General features: G+C 63.7%; 19 protein-coding genes. 12 read left to right on the top strand and 7 right to left on the bottom strand.

What is annotated here, in order from left to right:
* Positions 1-233: 233 nt before the first annotated feature.
* Together FJ958_RS10265 and FJ958_RS10260 are read left to right on the top strand one after the other, a co-directional pair.
* Positions 234-887 carry a TetR/AcrR family transcriptional regulator gene (locus tag FJ958_RS10265; RefSeq protein ID WP_140742125.1) on the top strand — a complete coding sequence of 218 codons (654 nt, stop codon included), beginning with the start codon at positions 234-236 and terminating at the stop codon, positions 885-887.
* A 23-nt stretch (positions 888-910) separates the two neighbouring features.
* On the top strand, positions 911-1,942 hold the full coding sequence (locus FJ958_RS10260) for a histone deacetylase family protein (protein WP_140742123.1): 1,032 nt from the start codon (positions 911-913) through the stop codon (positions 1,940-1,942).
* A 74-nt stretch (positions 1,943-2,016) separates the two neighbouring features.
* On the opposite strand, the gene FJ958_RS10255 is transcribed toward FJ958_RS10260, so the two are convergent.
* Complete coding sequence (locus FJ958_RS10255) at positions 2,017-3,210, bottom strand: TMEM43 family protein (protein ID WP_181176350.1); 1,194 nt, start codon at positions 3,208-3,210, stop codon at positions 2,017-2,019.
* A gap of 507 nt (positions 3,211-3,717) precedes the next feature.
* Here FJ958_RS10255 and FJ958_RS10250 point away from each other — a divergent pair.
* A complete protein-coding gene (locus FJ958_RS10250; RefSeq protein WP_140742119.1) occupies positions 3,718-4,428 on the top strand; it encodes a helix-turn-helix transcriptional regulator in 711 nt (236 codons plus the stop codon).
* Positions 4,425-5,195, top strand: coding sequence for a helix-turn-helix transcriptional regulator (locus FJ958_RS10245; protein ID WP_140742117.1), 771 nt, complete (start codon positions 4,425-4,427; stop codon positions 5,193-5,195). Before FJ958_RS10250 ends, FJ958_RS10245 begins: the two co-directional genes overlap by 4 nt.
* 24 nt (positions 5,196-5,219) lie before the next feature.
* Here FJ958_RS10245 and FJ958_RS10240 read toward each other — a convergent pair whose 3' ends face one another.
* The 6 genes from FJ958_RS10240 to motA all read right to left on the bottom strand — a co-directional run bounded on the left by FJ958_RS10240 (position 5,220) and on the right by motA (position 10,166).
* Positions 5,220-5,654 (bottom strand): hypothetical protein, encoded by a 435-nt coding sequence (locus FJ958_RS10240; RefSeq protein WP_140742115.1) that lies wholly within the window; start codon positions 5,652-5,654, stop codon positions 5,220-5,222.
* Positions 5,651-6,733 (bottom strand): flagellar biosynthesis protein FlhB, encoded by a 1,083-nt coding sequence (gene flhB, locus FJ958_RS10235; RefSeq protein ID WP_140742113.1) that lies wholly within the window; start codon positions 6,731-6,733, stop codon positions 5,651-5,653. Before flhB ends, FJ958_RS10240 begins: the two co-directional genes overlap by 4 nt.
* Before the next feature lie 116 nt (positions 6,734-6,849).
* Positions 6,850-7,860 (bottom strand): flagellar motor switch protein FliG, encoded by a 1,011-nt coding sequence (locus FJ958_RS10230; protein WP_140742111.1) that lies wholly within the window; start codon positions 7,858-7,860, stop codon positions 6,850-6,852.
* A 46-nt stretch (positions 7,861-7,906) separates the two neighbouring features.
* A complete protein-coding gene (gene fliN / locus FJ958_RS10225) occupies positions 7,907-8,293 on the bottom strand; it encodes a flagellar motor switch protein FliN (protein ID WP_140607196.1) in 387 nt (128 codons plus the stop codon).
* Between the two features lie 17 nt (positions 8,294-8,310).
* Positions 8,311-9,258 carry a FliM/FliN family flagellar motor switch protein gene (locus FJ958_RS10220; protein WP_140742237.1) on the bottom strand — a complete coding sequence of 316 codons (948 nt, stop codon included), beginning with the start codon at positions 9,256-9,258 and terminating at the stop codon, positions 8,311-8,313.
* A 32-nt stretch (positions 9,259-9,290) separates the two neighbouring features.
* Positions 9,291-10,166, bottom strand: a complete 876-nt coding sequence (motA, locus tag FJ958_RS10215; protein ID WP_140607197.1) for a flagellar motor stator protein MotA — start codon at positions 10,164-10,166, stop codon at positions 9,291-9,293.
* Positions 10,167-10,313: 147 nt separating this feature from the next.
* Here motA and FJ958_RS10210 point away from each other — a divergent pair, with 147 nt between their 5' ends.
* From FJ958_RS10210 to flgG, 8 genes are all read left to right on the top strand, one after another.
* Positions 10,314-11,435 (top strand): DUF1217 domain-containing protein, encoded by a 1,122-nt coding sequence (locus tag FJ958_RS10210; protein ID WP_140742235.1) that lies wholly within the window; start codon positions 10,314-10,316, stop codon positions 11,433-11,435.
* Between the two features lie 2 nt (positions 11,436-11,437).
* A complete protein-coding gene (gene flgF, locus FJ958_RS10205) occupies positions 11,438-12,163 on the top strand; it encodes a flagellar basal-body rod protein FlgF (RefSeq protein WP_140607198.1) in 726 nt (241 codons plus the stop codon).
* 1 nt (position 12,164) lies between these two features.
* Entirely contained in the window at positions 12,165-13,565 is a 1,401-nt protein-coding gene (fliI, locus tag FJ958_RS10200) for a flagellar protein export ATPase FliI (RefSeq protein WP_140742109.1), read from the top strand.
* Complete coding sequence (locus tag FJ958_RS10195) at positions 13,546-14,328, top strand: hypothetical protein (protein ID WP_140742107.1); 783 nt, start codon at positions 13,546-13,548, stop codon at positions 14,326-14,328. Before fliI ends, FJ958_RS10195 begins: the two co-directional genes overlap by 20 nt.
* 145 nt (positions 14,329-14,473) lie before the next feature.
* Positions 14,474-14,854 carry a flagellar basal body rod protein FlgB gene (gene flgB / locus FJ958_RS10190; RefSeq protein ID WP_140742105.1) on the top strand — a complete coding sequence of 127 codons (381 nt, stop codon included), beginning with the start codon at positions 14,474-14,476 and terminating at the stop codon, positions 14,852-14,854.
* 2 nt (positions 14,855-14,856) lie between these two features.
* A complete protein-coding gene (gene flgC, locus FJ958_RS10185; RefSeq protein WP_140607202.1) occupies positions 14,857-15,273 on the top strand; it encodes a flagellar basal body rod protein FlgC in 417 nt (138 codons plus the stop codon).
* Complete coding sequence (locus tag FJ958_RS10180) at positions 15,270-15,593, top strand: flagellar hook-basal body complex protein FliE (RefSeq protein ID WP_181168975.1); 324 nt, start codon at positions 15,270-15,272, stop codon at positions 15,591-15,593. The genes flgC and FJ958_RS10180 overlap by 4 nt, the downstream gene beginning before the upstream one ends.
* 11 nt (positions 15,594-15,604) lie before the next feature.
* Positions 15,605-16,393 (top strand): flagellar basal-body rod protein FlgG, encoded by a 789-nt coding sequence (gene flgG / locus FJ958_RS10175; protein ID WP_140607203.1) that lies wholly within the window; start codon positions 15,605-15,607, stop codon positions 16,391-16,393.
* Positions 16,394-16,398: the final 5 nt, after the last annotated feature.

Below are 16,398 nucleotides of genomic sequence, written 5' to 3'. Positions count from 1 at the left end.
CTGAGACCGGCAACTCCGCGTCCAACCACCGCCGCTCCGCTGGAGCAGTGCCATGGGACAAAGAATGATGCCAGCGCGCTGTCCTCGAAATTCCCCTTGTTATCCCTGAAGACAGCGTGGATAAAAGAATGCGACTAATTATTCGCGTTTGTCAACATGCGGAATCTAGAATGTATTGTGGACAGCATCCTCCGCTTGTGTTGAGACCGGGTGGGGAACGGGGATATCAAGCAGTGAAGCGCAGTCTCGACCGCAAAACCAGGATAGCGCTCGAACCACGCAAGCAGCCGCGGCAACAACGGTCGAGCAAGGTGGTCGACAGGATACTCGACGCGGCGCTGATCCTGACGCGGGAGCAAGGAACCAAGACGCCGACGACGCTCGCCATTGCGCAGCGCGCGGGCTTGTCGGTCGGTTCGGTCTACCAATACTTTCCCAACAAGGAAGCCATTCTTCTGGACCTCGCGCGGCGCTGGCTGTCGTCCTTTCCCGAGGTGATCGCGAAACGCATCAAGGTACCCCCTCCCACCAACCGCGAAGAGTTTCGGCGCGAAGTGCGCAAGCTCTTCGCCGACACGTCCAGGCTCTATCTCGACAATGCCACCCTGATGCCGGTGATCGAGGCCATATCGGGCAATGCCGACCTCAGGCCAATCCAGAACGAATATGACGACCAGATCATCGCCCTCTACGCCGCATGGCTGCAGCATGTGAACCCTGCCCTTGAAGACAAGATCGCCAGCCGGCTCGGCGTGGTGATGATGGAGGTCGGGCACGTCTGCCGGCTCGTGGGGCTGAAAAAGGATCGCAAGACGTTCGACCTCATCGAGGACGATGTGGAAACCATGTGGCTCGCTCTGGTGAACCCCTATCTCAATCTTGACTGATTTCGCACTTCGAGAGGAATTTTATGAAGACTGTCTATTCGCCGCTTCATGCCGGCCATTCCGGCCAGATGGAACTGGTCACCTCGGCCATCGTGCCGGGTTTCGAAAAGCCCTCGCGTGCCGAGTTCATCAAGGCGCGGGTCGAAAGCGAGAAGCTCGGGCCGATCATCGCGCCGGTCGAGCACGGTCTTGCAGCCGCCAAGCGGGTCCACAGGGCCGACTACATTGATTTCCTACCGACGGTCTGGCCGCAATGGACGGCTGAGGGCCACACGGGCACGGCAATGCCCTTCACCTGGCCGACCCGCGGCCTGCGTGGCGACGTGCCGCCAAAGCGCATCGACGCCCTGCTCGGCTACTATTCCTTCGATGGCGGCGCCACCTTCGTCGCGGGGACCTGGGCCGCGATCAAATCCTCTTATGACGTGGCGCTGAGCGCCGCCGGTCTGGTCAAGGACGGCGAGAAGTCGGCCTTCGCGCTTTGCCGCCCGCCCGGTCACCATGCCGGCGCCAGCTTCATGGGCGGCTACTGCTATATCAACAACGCCGCCGTCGCCGCGCAATGGTTCCTTGATCAGGGCGCCAAGCGTGTCTCCATCCTCGATGTCGACTACCATCACGGCAACGGCACCCAGGAGATCTTCTATGACCGGGCCGACGTGCAGGTTCTCAACCTGCATGGCGATCCGATGGTCGAATATCCGTTCTTCCTCGGCCATGCCGATGAACGCGGCGCGGGCGCGGGCGAAGGCTTCAACATCAACTACCCGATGCCCTTCGGCACCGGCTGGGACGCCTGGAACGCATCGCTGGAGGACGCCTGCGCCAGGCTTGCCGCCTATGCGCCGGATGTCGTCGTCGTCTCGCTCGGCGTCGACACGTTCGAGAAGGACCCGATCAGCCAGTTCAAGCTGACATCCGCCGACTATCCCAAGATCGGCCGGCGCATCGCCAGGCTCGGACTGCCGACGCTGTTCGTCCAGGAAGGTGGCTATGCCGTCGAGGAGATCGGCATCAACGCCGTCGGCGTGCTGACCGGTTTCGAGGACCGGTAAGCCTGCCGGCTGATCCAGGCCGAAAATGTCAGGCACGACGGAGCGGGGGCGGCAGGTCCGCCCTTGCTCGCGAGCTACATTGCGATGCTGGCGGGCGGCGTCGCCATCTGCGCGGCTGCCTTGCGTGATCGTCCGAGATAATAGACCGCCGCCGCCGCGATGACGCCGGCGGCCAGGATGCCCGCCGCCAGAAGCGGCCGGTACCAGAACCAGGCAATCGCGATTGTCGCCGCGCCGACCAGGATCGCCAGGAAGAAGGCGATGATGCCGGTCCCCATCCGCGCCATGCTGCCGAGGAACGGAATGACGTCGAGGATCACGCCGATCGGGCCGAGGAACAGTGCAAAGCCGATGGTCAGCAGCAGCAGGCCGGCACCACGCAGCAGCCAGGTGATCAGCGCGTTGGCGCTGACCGCTTCGGCGAACATCTTGCCGGCCGGCACCGTGCCGGTGTCGACCATCAGCAGCGCATCGCCCGCCTGCGTCTGGTACGGCTCGAACCGGCTGCCGGCCTGACGCGCCACGATGCTGACCACGCCAAGCGGCGCCAATTGATAGCCGATGCGGTAGTCGCCCAGCGCTGGCGATGTGTTGTCGCTGCCGAGATAGATCTTGCCATCGACGATGCTGAGCGGTCTCGTCCCGGTATAGGCGGCCCTTATCGGCGCCGACTGATCCGCCGACAGCGGGTACGCCTTGTCGCCGCCGATGCGGTCCAGCACCGGCTTGTCCAGATCGAAGGCGACGAGCTTGCCCCGTGGAATCTGGAAGGCGCGGCCGTGGATCGCCATCGGCGGATTCTGATGGCCGTCCGGCTTCTTGAAGTCCGACGAATCGATCTGGCTGTCGTACCACACCCGCGAATAGCTGTAGGTGGTTTGCGTCTCCTCGCCACCGCCAAGCTTCTTGGTGGTCTCGGATTTGGACTGTTCCTTCCACTGATACATCTCGACGGTGCGCGACAGACGCAGCCCCTGCGCGGCAATGCCGAAATCCGGGTCCGACAGACCGCCGTCCGCGGTCACCGGGCCACTGACGTGCACCAGTCTGCCGTCATTGCCGGCGTCGACGCTGTCGGCGTCCACCGAGACGACGGCGCCGGCGCCTTCGGCCAGCGAGCGCGCCGTCTGCACCGCGCGGCCTTCGTTCCAGAACAACCCGACCACCATCAGCACGATCAGCAGCAGGCCGACGATGATCCCGCCGACCGCGCGCTTGATCCGCCCGAACCACGAGACGGATATAACTTCCCGAAATGAATCGCTCATCGTTTCCCCCCGAAACAAACCTCGCCAGGAGCCGAGCGGAACCGCCACGGATGACCATATCCGTCCTGCCGATTGCGCGCGCGACTGTCGAAGGTGCCCTCCCCTTCGACAGTCGCGAATCTATCGCAACGGGGCCGCCGCCGATATGGCCGGCTTGCACGGTTCCGGCGATTTTCGCACATTGAGAGCCGGGAAAATCCTCCCTGAGTCGCAGGCCGAGTCCGCCGGATTCGATTTTGTCAAATCGCGTTTGATGTCGGATTCATCTGCGGTTAGATTAGACCCGAATCAGCCGGTCCTCGGGGGGCGCGGCGACCACCCAAAGTCTCAAGTTCCGGAATTTTCCGGCGCCAGACGCGGACGGCTTCGCGTTCCCTGAATGGATTCCGTCTGGTTGGGCGCGGCCCCGCGCCTCGTGTGTGCCTCGTAAAAGTAACGCGTTTTAGGGTTCGGCGGCTGGCTCTCCAGCATCCGGACATCAGAATCGATTCCGGCCAAAAGAAGCAGATGAGCAGTCCCGCCGCGCCTCTTCAATCCGACACATTGGGCTCGCGCCTGGCGTCGCGGGGTGATCTCACCAGCTTCTTCATGGAGCTGACCGCCGAGATCGGCGCCGACAGCTACATGCTGGTCGCCATCGTCCACGACCAGGACCGCAACGATGCGCGCATCGTCTCTTCGAACTGGATCTTCGATGCCATCGAGTTGATCGGCAAGCGGCTGATCGCCAGCCTCGCCCAGGGTGCCCTCACCGTCGCGCCCGGTTTCCGTCCGAAGCCGCTGGTGGCGGCCAAAGCGCCGGATGCCGGCGGACTGGTCTCCGGCGAAGAGGCCCGCCTTCTCGACGTGCTCGGCCATGCCGAGATCTATTCGCTGCGGCTGAATGTCGGCCGCCAGCGCCTGTTCGCCTTGTTCTCGGCGGCTACGGCCGGCCAGATCGACGAGCCGGCATTGATGAAGGCGCAGCTGAAATGCTGCTATGCGCTTTCGCATATTCCGCAACTGATCGCCGCCGCGGCGATGCAGGATCCACTGTCGGACCGCGAGCGCGAATGCCTCTTCTGGGTCTCGGAAGGCAAGACCACCGATGAGGTGGCCGTCATCCTTGGCGTCTCCTCTAACACGGTCAACAGCTACATCACCCACGCCATCCAGAAATTCGCGGCCAGCAACCGTGCGATGGCCATCGCCACGGCGATCAGGAGTGGCATCATTTGAAACACGCCGACATCAAGGATGCCGCTGAAGCCCTTTTCAACGAGCAGCACAGCCCGTTCGGCGCCTTCACGCTCGGCTCCGAAACGCATCACGCCGTCACCATTCCCGATGCCGTGCGCCGCTGCCGCTGGATATCAGTCGACATCAACGCCTCGGCCTTCGGCCTGTTCTTCGTCAGCCCGTCGCCGGAACGAGCGCGGCTGGTGCCGTGCTTTGATTCCGACTACCCCGGCACAGCCGTGGCGACGAAATTCATTTCAGGGGCCAATGGCGAGGAGATCGTGCGCCACACCCGCCTCTCGACGGAACCGCGCTGGTGGTCGGATGACGGCGTGGGAGCCATGGCCGACATGTTCGGCAATCTCGCCTGGACCGGACAGATGGCGCCGCTGACGCCTGGCACCAGCGGCATAGCCTTTCCCGTCCACGCCGATCGGGGCCAATGCGGCCTCGTCGTCTTCCTGGGGTCGCAGATCACCCTGCCGCAGGATGCGCTCTACGAGATCCATGCCCGCTGTTTTTCCCTGTTCGCCGCGGTCGCGCGCATCCGTCCCGGTGATACCGGCAGGATGCGCGCAATCTCCAAGCGCGAGCTCGAGTGCCTGAAGCTGACCGCCAACGGCAATACCAGCGAGGAGATTGCGCGGCTCCTGAAACTGTCTGTGCACACCGCCAACCAGTACCTGACCCAGTCGGCCCAGAAGCTCAACGCCGTCAACCGCAACCAGGCGGTCGCCAAGGCACTGCGGCTTGGCCTGATCGAATAGCGTTCGCTGTCTGATAGAGCCGGTTCAGAAGGCCAGTGGTTCGACCCTGCGGATACGGGCCTGTTCGATCACCGCCTCCAGCAGCGCCGTATTGTGCTCGGGGTCTTCGCCAGGTTTTTCGAACGACACGTAATTGACCGCGACCGAGTTGCCGGTCTCGCTCAGCGTCAGCTGGAAATAGACGGTCACCCCCGGTGGCCGCAGCTCCAGATCCAGTACGATGCGCGGGCTGCCGCTCCAGTCGACATGCGCCTCTCCGCCATGGCCCAGCCTCAGCGTGCGCGGATTGAAGAACAACTCCGCAGCTGAATCGACCAGGTCCGACAGGCAGGCGAAATGCTCCAGCCGGATGAAGGCGATGTAGTCGGCGACATCGATCAGCCGCAACTCGGCCACGACTTGCTCTATGGCGCTGGCGACGATGATCTCGCGGGATTTGGCGTGCGGTTGACGGTTCATGAAATCTGTCTGCGCTCAGCCTTCTTCGAGTAGATGATCCGCACCAGTTCGGCGACGGCCTGGTAGAATTGCGACGGGATCACATTATCGACCGAAACTTGCTTGTACATGGAGCGGGCGAGCGCCACGTCCTCGAATATCGGGATGTTGTTTTCCCTTGCGATCTCGCGGATTTTCAGAGCCACCAGATCCTGCCCCTTGGCCACCACAAGCGGCGCCGAATCCTCGTCGCGCACATATTTCAGCGCGATCGAGTAGTGCGTCGGATTGGCGATGATCAGCGTCGCGCGCGGCACCGCCGTCATCATCCGCTTGCGCGCCCGGTCGCGCGCCAGCGAGCGCAGCCGCGACTTGACGATCGGATCGCCCTCGGACTGCTTGAACTCGTCCTTGACCTCCTGCTTGCTCATGCGCAGGTCCTGTTTCCAATGAAAGCGCGACCAGACGAGGTCGATCGCCGCGATCAGCCCCATGACGAAGACGATGGCAACCAGGATGTCGACCGCGATGCCGCGGATGACGAGACCGAAAGCGACGGGATTGGTGATCATGCCGGCGAGCAGTTTGCGGTGATCCTCCGACAGCGCGAAGACAAGCACGGCGATGGCGAAGCCCACCTTGGCAAGGGATTTCAGGAACTCGACCCAGCCCTGAGCGCCGAACATCCGGTTCCAGCCCTTGACGATCGAGATGCGCGACATCTGCGGCCTGATCCGCTCGCCGACGAATTGCGGCATGTTCTGGAGCACCGAAGCGCCGATGCCGGCGACGGTCAAAAGCACCAGCAGGCTGACGAGGGCGCGGCCCACTTCCAGCAAGACGGTCTTGTAAAGCGCGATGATGTCGGTCTCGGTGTCCATCGGCCAGGCTTCGGGCTTCTCGAGGAACATCGACAGGAACATGCCGAGATCGATAACGGCGTCCTTGGCATAGAAGACGGTGAACACCAGTATGGCGACGAAGGAGGCGAGGAGCGCGGTTTCCCTCGAATGGGGCAGCTTGCCCTGTTCGATGGTGTCGCGGATCTTCTTTTCCGTAGCCTCTTCGGTTTTCGAGTCCTTGTCGGTGGCGTCGGACATGTCTAGAGCATGATGCCGAAAAGTGTGCAGCGGTTTTCGGATGACATCGTGCTCTAACCCTTTGATTTAGAGCCGGATTCAGATTTTAGGTCAATTCGACCTGAAATCATCCGGCTCTAGGCGGCGTTCTGCGTCGAGGGAAGTTCGAATGCACCTTCGCGCGACAGCCGGATGGTGGTCGTCACGATGGTCTTGCGCGCCGCCATGATGTCGGCGGCAGGGACGCCGTCCGAACCCTGTCCGAGCTCGGCCTCGATCATGCGCCGCGACCGCGCGCCGATCGCCGACAGCACCGATTCGGCGAGTGCCGCCGAAGTTCCGCGCAGCGCCAGCGTGACAAGCTCGGTCGACAGTCCGTCGAACAAGAGCACACGCGCTTTCTGGGTAAGCAGCGGCAGGTCGTCGAAAGCGAAAAGCCGTGCCCGCACACCGTCGAGATCGGGTGTGCCGGCGGCTTCCAGATCCTGCAGGACCTCCTCGAGCTGCGGTTTTTCCAGCTCATTGAGCACGCTGGCGACGCGCGCCTGCCCTGCCGAAGTGTCCTTGGTCGAGGTGTCCGACAGCACGCCGGCGCGTAGCCGGTTCTCGACGATCCTGGTGGCGGCGGGCGGAACATTGGCCATGGTCACCATGCGCTTGATGATTTCGCCGCGCATCGGCTTCGTCAGCGTCAAAAGCACGCCTGCGGCCGCTTGCGGCGCCAGCTTCGACAGCACCATGGCCGCCGTCTGCGGATGTTCGCCGGCCAGGAAGGTGCCCAGTCGCGAGGCTTCGAGTTTTTCGAGATCGGGCCAGATCGGCGGCGGCCCTTCGGGTGCCGCCTCCGGCTTCTTGTTGCCCATGATCGCGCTCATCTCTTCGGGCGACAGCGACTCGTTGAGGATGGTGTCCATCCTGTCGGCGGAATCGAGCAGTCCCGCGCCTTCGGTGAACTCCGCCTCGAACTCGGCGACAATGCGCTCGAGATCGCTCTGCGGAATGGTCCTGAGCAGCCGGGCGCCCTCGATCAGCGCCTTCAGCTCTTCCTGCTTGAAGAATTTCAGCAGGCGGCTGGCGGATGGCTTGCCCATCGCCACCAATATGGCGGCCGCCTTCTGCGCGCGCGTGAGCGTCGTCAGCGGCGTCATGCTGCCCCTCGCCTCAGCTGCAACCGGCAAGTGCCGCGATCCACGTCTAGGCGCCCTTCGTGCCGGCGATGATTTCGGTCAGCCTGATGCCGAAGCGCGAGGGATCGCTTTCGAGCACGGTGATTTCGCCGCGCGCAATCTTGCGGCCGTTGACCACGACGTCGACCGGCTCGCCGATGCGGCGGTTGAGTGCCACCGTCGAGCCCTTCTGCAGCGCCATCAGATCGGCTACAGCCATTTCAGTGCTGCCGAGGATGATCTGGACATCGACGGGGATGTTCATGATGACGCTCGAATTGGCTCCCGCGGCGGCCCTGAACGCCGCATCGGGACGCTGCTCTTCTTCGTGCAGGACCCCGCGCAATTCCTCGATGGCGCGGTCGAGCTGCTCGTCCGGCTGGTCGAGCTCTGCTTCTACCTTGGTCTTGCGCATGCGTCGTCTCCAAAAGCTCAGGCGCGCCCGGCATCAGCCGGCATGAGCCCATCGATGAAATCCTGCCCGGCATCGAAGGGATGCGTGATTCGGACGGTGTAATTCTGCCCCAGCTTGCCGAACTCGCATACGAACAGCGTCTGCCCGCGTGCGCTGAGACGAGCCCGTGACTGCGCTGTCTCTTCGAAATCGATGACCTGCCCCATTTCGAGACCGGCCAGGTCGCCAAGCGTCAGCCGCGCCAGCGGCATGGTGGCTTCCAGCGCCACTGTCGAGCGCATCACCTCTTCCGAAAAACGTGCACGCCAACTGCCGCCGTGATCGTCTTCGGCGACGGGGGCGGTGCCATCGCGGCCGGCCAGCACGACGCGTTGCGGCATCGTCACCGTGATGGAGCCGCTGTCGACTGGCGTCGAGATGCCAAGGACGATGCGGATCGCGGCGCCGTCGCGCAGCACATGCTTTCTGGCTTCGATGCCGGACAGGGCCCGCGGCGCGGGCAGCCGGAGGTCGAGCGAACGCCGCCCCGACCCGTTGAGCGCCTGCGCCACCTCCTGGAACACCATGGTCGAGACATCGGCCTCGATCGGCGACAGGTCGCGCTCGATCGGCGACGCCGGCATGTCCGGATCGCCGCCGAACAGCGTGGAGACCATGATCGCGATCGCCGGAGCATCGATGACGAGCGTCATCGCGTCCGAGGACGCAGGCGAGCCGACGACGGTCATGGCGAAATTTTCGCCGGCGCGCGAGCGCGCCTCGGGAACACGGCTGACCTCGACGGCTCTGAGGTCGACGATCACGGGAATGCCGAGCTCGCCCGACAGTCCCTTCTGCAGCAACGGTACGGCGCGTTCGGCCATGGCGCGGCCGGCGTCGATCACCTGATCGGCCTCGCCGCTGTCGCCGACCAGGCGCTCGATGATCAGCGAGCGCGCTTGCACGGGGCTGCCTGGACTGGTCATGACCGTATCGGCACCGATCTGTCGTGCATTGCTCAAGCGGCCTTCTTTTCGGCGGCGCCGGTGGCCATAGTGCTCTGTTCGACCGCGTCGATGGTCGGCCGCTCATAGGACGAGATGGTCTTGCGGCCGAACTCGATCGCCACCTGCGGCAGTGCGCCGTTCATGTAGGCGAGCAACGTCTGCTTGACGATGATGTAGAGGCGGTTCTTCTTTTCGCGCACCGTCTTGATCTTGGTGGCGACTGGCCCGACCACGGCATAGGACAGGAAGATGCCGAGGAAGGTGCCGACAAGGGCGGCACCGATCAGGCCGCCGAGGATTTCCGGCGATTGATCAAGGGCACCCATCGCCTTGACCACGCCGAGCACGGCGGCGACGATGCCGAGCGCCGGCAGGCCGTCGCCGACCGCGACCAGCGCGTGATAGGCCTTCATCTTGTCGGACTTGATGGTCTGGATTTCCTCGTCCATCAGCGCCTCGATCTCGTGCGAGCGGGCATTGCCGATGATGATGATGCGGCAGTAGTCGCAGATGAAATTCATCAGGTCATGGTTCTTGAGCACGGTCGGAAAGGCCTGGAAGATCGCCGATTCTTCCGGATTGTCGATATGCGCCTCGACCTCGCTGCGCGATTTCGAGCGCAATTCGCGCATCAGGCTGTGCAGCACGCCGAGCGTTTCCAGATAGTCCTGTTCCTTCGGCACCGCCTGCTTGAAGGCTTCGAGGATGCCCTTGCCGGTATCCTTGACCGTCTTCATCGGGTTGGCGACCAGGAAGGTGCCCAAGGCAGCGCCGCAGATAACCACGGCTTCCCATGGCTGGACCAGCACGTGCAGATGCCCGCCCATGGCCATGAAGCCGCCAAGGACGCAGCCGAGCGTCACCACCAGTCCGATCAGAATGCCCACGGCAGGTCCTTCCGCATTTCACGTCAACGCAAGGGATAGTCCCCGTGCCTTGTGTGAGGCTTGAATCGGGGCGCATTACCCGATTCAGTTTCGCGCAAGGAAGTGAGGTTATCGTCGCGACATTAAGCTTCGGCCGGAGGCATGACGTTGCTCAATACCTTTACCAGCTACCAATTGATCACCAAGGACATCACCAAGTCTATCGCCCGCATCGGACAACAGCCGACGGTGGATCGCGATACCCAATATTATCTCGCCAACATCACCAAGGTGAAATCGATCGACGATTTCGTCAAAAATGACCGGCTGTTCAAATATGCCATGAAGGCCTACGGGCTGGAGGACATGGACTACGCCAAGGCCTTCATGGTCAAGGCGCTCAAGGAAGGTGTTTCCGACCCCAACAGTTTCGCCAACAAGCTGACCGACAAGCGCTATGCCGAGTTCGTCAGGGCCTTCAACTTCGCTGCCAACGGCGCCGATGCAACGATCTACAACAAGGCGCAGCAGCTGGTGACGAAGAACTACGCCATACAGGCGCAAATCGCCGGTCTCGACCCGAATTCGGACTATGTGAAGGGCGAGACGAAGTATTATCTCGCCAACATCACCAAGGTGAAGTCGGTCGACGACCTGATGTCGAACAGCCGGTTGTACACCTACGCGCTGGCCGCGTACGGCCTCGATTCGGCGACGGAGGACAAGGACCTCATCAAGCAGGTCCTGCAGGGTGGCGTGCGCGACCCCAACAGCGTCGCCAACAAGCAGACGAACCCGGCTTACGCGGGACTGGCCACGGCCCTCAACTTCGAGCAGTACGGCCAGAACGCCACCACCATCAATCCGGCGCAGCAGCCGACCGTCGACAAATACATGCGCCAGACGCTGGAGGAGGATGCTGGCCAGACCAATCAAGGCGTGCGGCTGGCGCTCTATTTCCAGCGCAAGGCGCCCACCATCACCAGCTGGTACGACGTGCTGGCCGACACGGCGCTTGCAAGCGTCGTGCGCACCGCGCTCGGGCTCCCCGATTCCTTCGCCACCGCCGACATCGACAAGCAGGCGCAGCTCTTCGGACAGAAGCTCAACATCTCGGATTTCTCCGACCCCGAGAAACTCGGCAAGTTCCTCACCCGCTTCACCAGCATGTACGAGATCAACAACCCGACCTCGCCGGCCGTGACGTCGGTCAGCGTGTTGTTTGCACAGCCGGTCACGGCTGGCATCTCCACCGATCTGATGATGGCCATGCAGAAACTGAAGTTCTGATCATGCGGGACAGTCTCTACGTCGCCCTTTCCTCGCAGATGGCGCTCGAGCGCCGGCTCGACACGATAGCCGACAATGTCGCCAATGCCGGGACCGTCGGCTTTCGCGCCACCGGTGTGAAATTCGAGGACGTGGTGTCGGGCACCGGCCAGAAATCGGTGTCCTTCGCCTCGTCGGGCAAGACCTATCTTTCGGGCGCCCATGGCTCCTTGACCGAGACCGGCAATCCGTTCGATTTCGCGATCCAGGGCGATGCCTGGTTCGCCATCGATACGCCAGCCGGCACCGTCATGACCCGCGACGGCCGTTTCTCGATGAACGAGAATGGCGAGCTGATGTCGATCGAAGGCCACCCGGTGCTCGACGCCGGCGGCGCGCCGATCCAGCTCGATCCCCGCAACGGTCCGCCCAAGGCCGGCGCCGACGGCTCGCTGCGCCAGAACGACCAGCTTGTCGGCTCGATCGGCCTCTACAATTTCGACCCGGGCGAGAACTTCGTGCGCTACGGCAATTCAGGCATCGTGCCGGCGCGCACGCCCGAGCCGGTCACCGACCGCTCCGACGTCGGCGTCGCGCAGGGTTTTGTCGAGGAATCCAACGTCAATCCGGTGCTGGAGATGACCCGGCTGATCATGGTCCAGCGTGCATTCGAGAACACCGCCGCGCTGATGCGGCAGACGGATTCCTCCACCGACGAGGCGATCAAGACGCTCGGCTCGAAGTCGTAGCATGTCGTCGAACCAGCCATCGATCCGCGCACCCGAAAGACAGTTCCAGCCGGCGCCGGAGGATCGGCTTGCCGCACTGGAGAGGATATGGCGGCGCTTCAGCAACGCCGATGGACTGGTCAAGCGTGGCGGTCTCGTCACCGAAGTCACGCCCACGCATTACAAAGTGCGCGGCCTTTCCGATTTCGCCAGGCTGGGCGACATCGTCGAACAGCGCGGCCAGGCCGGCGCGCGCCGCGGCGAGATCGTCAAGATCAGCCGCGACGAGGTTGTCGTTGCTCCCTTCGAACGCAGCGCCGATGCCGGTATTGGCGATGCCGTGTTCCGCAGGGGGCCGCTCGCGGTGCAGCCGCACGGCTCATGGCGCGGCCGCGCCATCGATGCGCTCACCCGGGCGATCGATGGCGGTCCGCCGCTGATCAGAGGCGACGACATTGCGGGCAGCGCCGCGACGCCCGGTGCCATGGCGCGGCAGCGCGTCGGCACCGCCTTCATGACCGGCGTCAGGGTCATCGACATCTTCACGCCGCTGTGTTTCGGCCAGCGCATGGGCGTCTTCGCGGGTTCCGGCGTCGGCAAGTCGACGCTGCTCGCCATGCTCGCCGGCGCCGACGCGTTCGACACCGTCGTCGTGGCGCTGATCGGCGAACGCGGCCGCGAGGTACGCGAATTCCTCGAGGACACGATCGGCGACAGCATGGCCAAGACGGTGGCCGTCGTCGCCACCAGCGACGAGAGCGCCATGATGCGCCGGCGTGCTCCCGACACCGCCATGCGCGTCGCCGAGCACTTTCGCGACCAGGGCCACCGCGTGCTTCTGGTGCTGGATTCGATCACCCGCTTCGCCCACGCGCTGCGCGAGGTGGCGACGGGAACCGGCGAGCCGCCGGTCGCGCGCGGCTATCCCGCCTCCGTTTTCACCGAACTGCCCAAGCTGCTCGAGCGCGCCGGACCAGGGGCCGAAGGTAAAGGCTCGATCACCGCCATCATTTCCGTGCTGGTCGATGGCGACGATCACAACGATCCGGTCGCCGATTCCGTACGCGGCATCCTCGACGGCCATGTCGTGCTCGACCGTGCGATCGCGGAGCAAGGCCGCTATCCGCCGGTCAACCCGCTGTCGTCCATTTCGCGACTGGCGGGCAAGGCCTGGAGCGCCGAACAGCGCGCGCTTGTGGCCCGGCTGAAGTCGATGATCTCCCGCTTCGAGGACACGCGCGACATTCGCCTGCTCGGCGCCTATCAGGGCGGCGTCGACGCCGAACTCGACATGGCCGTGCGCCAGGTGCCCCTGATCTACGAGGCGTTGACGCAATCGCCCAGGGACCGCCCATCGGCCGATCCGTTCTCCGATCTCGCCCGCCATCTCAAGGGAAAGCAGAATGCAGAACCAGGAGACTGAAGGCCAGTACGCCGAGCGCCTCCTGCGCGAGATGATCGCCGAGGCGAACGCCGCCGAGCAAGCCAGGGCTGAAGAGGCCAGGGCCGCCAAGACAGAGGCCGACCGCGCCAAAACCGAGGCCGTTCTGGCCAGGGCTGCCAAGCCAGCCTCGCCCAGGACCTCCCGGGCCGAGACCGCCGACGTGACGCAGGCCAGCCGGGACTCGCTCATCGACGGCCTGTTCCCGGTCACCGAATGGCCGCAGCCTCCAAAACCGCAATTTCCCAAGCTGGGCAAGAAGGCGGGCCGGCGCAGCGACTTCGTCATCGCCGCGCTCGGCATCACGCTTGGCCTGATCTGCGCGCTGTTTCCCTGGTACATCTTCTTCAACCAGGAACAGTTCGGCGTCCAGGCGATCAAGTTTGGCGGCACCGGCACCAATTCGGGGCGTGAGGGCGGCGGCGTGGTCGCCCAGCGCAGTGCACCACTGACGGCCAAGGACGTTCCCAACGCCGACATCGACCTGCTTGCCACCGGAACGGTGCAGGACGACGCCACGCCGGCCCGGGCGCCAGGCGAGCAGCCCTTTCCGGCAGACGTGTCGAAATTCCGCATGGTCCATGTCGCCAACGGCCGCGCCATGATCGAGGACGACACTGGCCTGTGGATGGTCCAGCGTGGCTCGACCCTGCCCGATTCCAGCAAAGTATCCTCGATCGAGCAGCGCAACGGCAAGTGGGTCATGCTCACCAGCACCAACCAGGTGATCGAGCTCTCCAGATAGGCCGCCGTGGTTCTGCCCATCCGGCTCCGATCAAGAAACGGGGCATGATGTCGTGCGAAAACCGCTTCACACGTTTCTGGCGGCCGTTCGCAAGGTCCGCGCAAGACTGGCGGCCTAGTCTTTGGGCACATGCCCGGAGATTCCCATGGAGCCCGTTTCCCTTTTCGATCTCGCCGCCAAGCAAGCGCAGTGGCTTTCCGTGCGTCAGTCGGCGATCGCCGGCAACATCGCCAACGCCAACACGCCGGGCTACACGGCAAACGATGTCGAGCCGTTCGAAAAAGTGCTCGACCGCACGGCGGTGTCGCTGCAGGCCACCGAGGCCGGCCATCTCGGCAACGCCGCGACCAATGCCGGCTTCACCATCAAGCCGCAGGAAGACGATGGTGTGGTCATGCCGTCCAAGAACAGCGTCGTGCTTGAAGACCAGCTTCTCAAGGCCGGCGAAGTGCGCCGCTCCTTCGAGCTCAACACGGCCATCGTCAAGGCTTTCCACTCGATGATGATGATGGCGGTGAAGAGCTGACCATGGACGCGTTGACCTCAGCCCTGAAAGTCGCGGCATCCGGCCTCGGCGCCCAGTCCGAGCGCCTGCGCGTGGTTTCCGAGAACCTCGCCAATGCCCAGTCGACCGGTACGACTCCCGGCGCCGACCCCTATCGCCGCAAGACCATCAGCTTCGTCTCGGAGCTCGACCGGGCCTCCGGCAGCTCGACGGTCGCGGTGAACTCGATCGACCGCGATCCGAGCGACTTTCCCGTCGAATTCCAACCCGGCAACGAGGCCGCCGACGCGAAGGGCTACGTCAAATTGCCCAATGTCAACGTGCTGATCGAAATGGCCGACATGACCGAGGCCAACCGCTCCTACGAGGCCAACCTGCAAGTCGTGAAGCAGGCGCGCGACCTCATCTCAATGACCATCGACCTGATGAGGAACCAATGATCGTGAACGGCATCGGCGCGCTTAACCTGAAGCCTGGGCTGGGCGACACGGCGACCGACCTGCTTCAAGGCGGTGTCGCACCCGCGACATCAGGCAATCTTGGCACCTCCTTCACCGAGGCGCTGAGCCAGGCGGCGTCGAAGACCGTCAACACGCTGCAGAATGCCGAACAGGTGTCGCTGCAGGCGCTCAAGGGCGATGCCGACACCCGCCAGGTCGTCGATGCCGTCATGAGCGCGCAGCAGGCGCTCCAGACCGCCGTCGCAATCCGCGACAAGGTTGTTTCGGCCTATCTCGAAGTCAGTCGCATGGGTATCTGAGGAGTTAGGCCATGAAAGCGCTCGCCATTGCCGCCACCGGCATGAATGCCCAGCAGACAAATCTGGAAGTCATCGCCAACAACATCGCCAACATCAACACCACCGGCTACAAGCGGGCGCGAGCCGAATTCTCGGACCTGCTCTACCAGGTCGACCGCACGCAAGGCGTGCCCAACCGCTCCAACGCCTCGCTGGTGCCGGAGGGCGTTTCGATCGGCCTCGGCGTCAAGACGACCGCGGTGCGCAACGTCCACACACAGGGCGAACTGACCAGCACCGGCAACAGTTTCGACATGGCGCTCACCGGCCGCGGCTGGTTCCAGATCGAGGGTGCCGATGGCGGCACGCTCTATACCCGCGCCGGCGCCTTCAACACCAACGCCACCGGTCAGCTGGTGACGGCGGACGGCGCCAGTGTCATCCCGGCCATCACGGTGCCGGTCAACGCCGTCGAAGTCATTGTCAACAAGACCGGCCAGGTCTTCGCCCGCATCGACGGCCAGACCAACCTGCAGACGCTCGGCCAGCTCCAGATCGTCAACTTCGCCAACGAGGCGGGGCTGGCGCCGCTCGGCGACAATCTGTTCCAGGAAACGACGGCGTCAGGCCCGGCCAATGTCGGCGTGCCCGGCGACCCCGGCTTCGCCACCGTCCAGCAAGGTTATCTCGAGGCTTCCAACGTCGACCCGGTCAAGGAAATCACCGAACTGATCTCGGCGCAGCGTGCCTATGAAATGAACTCCAAGGTCATCCAGGCCGCCGACGACATGGCCTCGGTTGTCTCCAAGAACATCAGGTAACGGAC

This window comes from Mesorhizobium sp. B2-3-5 (assembly GCF_006442395.1).
Classification (GTDB): Bacteria; Pseudomonadota; Alphaproteobacteria; order Rhizobiales; family Rhizobiaceae; genus Mesorhizobium.
This window is presented reverse-complemented; position numbering and strand designations above follow the sequence as displayed.

Excerpts from the sequence above, each read along its gene's own strand:
- FJ958_RS10260 (WP_140742123.1), top strand. The coding sequence starts at position 911 with ATGAAGACTGTCTATTCGCCGCTTCATGCCGGCCATTCCGGCCAGATG.
- FJ958_RS10255 (WP_181176350.1), bottom strand. The coding sequence starts at position 3,210 with ATGAGCGATTCATTTCGGGAAGTTATATCCGTCTCGTGGTTCGGGCGG.
- FJ958_RS10250 (WP_140742119.1), top strand. The coding sequence starts at position 3,718 with ATGAGCAGTCCCGCCGCGCCTCTTCAATCCGACACATTGGGCTCGCGC.
- FJ958_RS10240 (WP_140742115.1), bottom strand. The coding sequence starts at position 5,654 with ATGAACCGTCAACCGCACGCCAAATCCCGCGAGATCATCGTCGCCAGC.
- flhB (WP_140742113.1), bottom strand. The coding sequence starts at position 6,733 with ATGTCCGACGCCACCGACAAGGACTCGAAAACCGAAGAGGCTACGGAA.
- FJ958_RS10230 (WP_140742111.1), bottom strand. The coding sequence starts at position 7,860 with ATGACGCCGCTGACGACGCTCACGCGCGCGCAGAAGGCGGCCGCCATA.
- fliN (WP_140607196.1), bottom strand. The coding sequence starts at position 8,293 with ATGCGCAAGACCAAGGTAGAAGCAGAGCTCGACCAGCCGGACGAGCAG.
- FJ958_RS10220 (WP_140742237.1), bottom strand. The coding sequence starts at position 9,258 with ATGACCAGTCCAGGCAGCCCCGTGCAAGCGCGCTCGCTGATCATCGAG.
- flgF (WP_140607198.1), top strand. The coding sequence starts at position 11,438 with ATGCGGGACAGTCTCTACGTCGCCCTTTCCTCGCAGATGGCGCTCGAG.
- fliI (WP_140742109.1), top strand. The coding sequence starts at position 12,165 with ATGTCGTCGAACCAGCCATCGATCCGCGCACCCGAAAGACAGTTCCAG.
- FJ958_RS10195 (WP_140742107.1), top strand. The coding sequence starts at position 13,546 with ATGCAGAACCAGGAGACTGAAGGCCAGTACGCCGAGCGCCTCCTGCGC.
- flgB (WP_140742105.1), top strand. The coding sequence starts at position 14,474 with ATGGAGCCCGTTTCCCTTTTCGATCTCGCCGCCAAGCAAGCGCAGTGG.
- flgC (WP_140607202.1), top strand. The coding sequence starts at position 14,857 with ATGGACGCGTTGACCTCAGCCCTGAAAGTCGCGGCATCCGGCCTCGGC.
- FJ958_RS10180 (WP_181168975.1), top strand. The coding sequence starts at position 15,270 with ATGATCGTGAACGGCATCGGCGCGCTTAACCTGAAGCCTGGGCTGGGC.
- flgG (WP_140607203.1), top strand. The coding sequence starts at position 15,605 with ATGAAAGCGCTCGCCATTGCCGCCACCGGCATGAATGCCCAGCAGACA.